General features: G+C 55.8%; 1 pseudogene. It reads left to right on the top strand.

The features are described 5' to 3' along the window. Positions 1 to 285: 285 nt before the first annotated feature. Positions 286 to 824 (top strand): annotated as a pseudogene (locus ASU00_RS26470) (hypothetical protein); the annotation flags it as partial.

The following is an 824-nucleotide window of genomic DNA, read 5'->3' as shown; positions in this document are numbered from 1 at the left end:
CTTGGAACCCTTGCGGACCTTGGAACCCTTGCGGACCTTGGAACCCTTGCGGACCTTGGAATCCTTGTGATCCTTGGAATCCTTGTGGCCCTTGTGCACCTTGTGGGCCTTGAACGCCTTGCGGACCTTGGAACCCTTGTGGACCTTGGAACCCTTGTGGACCTTGGAACCCTTGCGGACCTTGCGCACCTTGTGGTCCTTGGAACCCTTGCGCTCCTTGGAATCCTTGTGGACCTTGAACACCTTGTGGTCCTTGGAACCCTTGCGCTCCTTGGAATCCTTGTNCTTGGAACCCTTGCGGACCTTGGAACCCTTGCGGACCTTGGAACCCTTGCGGACCTTGGAATCCTTGTGGACCTTGAACGCCTTGCGGACCTTGGAATCCTTGTGGACCTTGGAATCCTTGAGCACCTTGGAACCCTTGTGGACCTTGGAACCCTTGCGGACCTTGGAACCCTTGTGGTCCTTGGAATCCTTGAGCACCTTGCGGACCTTGGAACCCTTGGGGACCTTGGAATCCTTGTGGACCTTGGAACCCTTGCGCTCCTTGGAATCCTTGTGGCCCTTGTGCACCTTGTGGACCTTGGAATCCTTGTGGACCTTGGAACCCTTGTGGACCTTGGAATCCTTGTGGTCCTTGGAACCCTTGCGCTCCTTGGAATCCTTGTGGACCTTGAACCCCTTGTGGACCTTGGAATCCTTGTGGACCTTGGAACCCTTGTGAACCTTGGAATCCTTGCGCACCTTGAACGCCTTGCGGACCTTGGAATCCTTGAGCACCTTGGAACCCTTGTGGACCTTGGAACCCTTGCGCTCCTTGGAAT

The sequence above is a fragment of the Peribacillus muralis genome (assembly GCF_001439925.1).
In the GTDB taxonomy this organism is placed as follows: Bacteria; Bacillota; Bacilli; order Bacillales; family DSM-1321; genus Peribacillus; species Peribacillus muralis.
The sequence above is the reverse complement of the archived record's forward strand: the minus strand, read 5'-3'. Positions and strand labels throughout refer to the sequence as shown.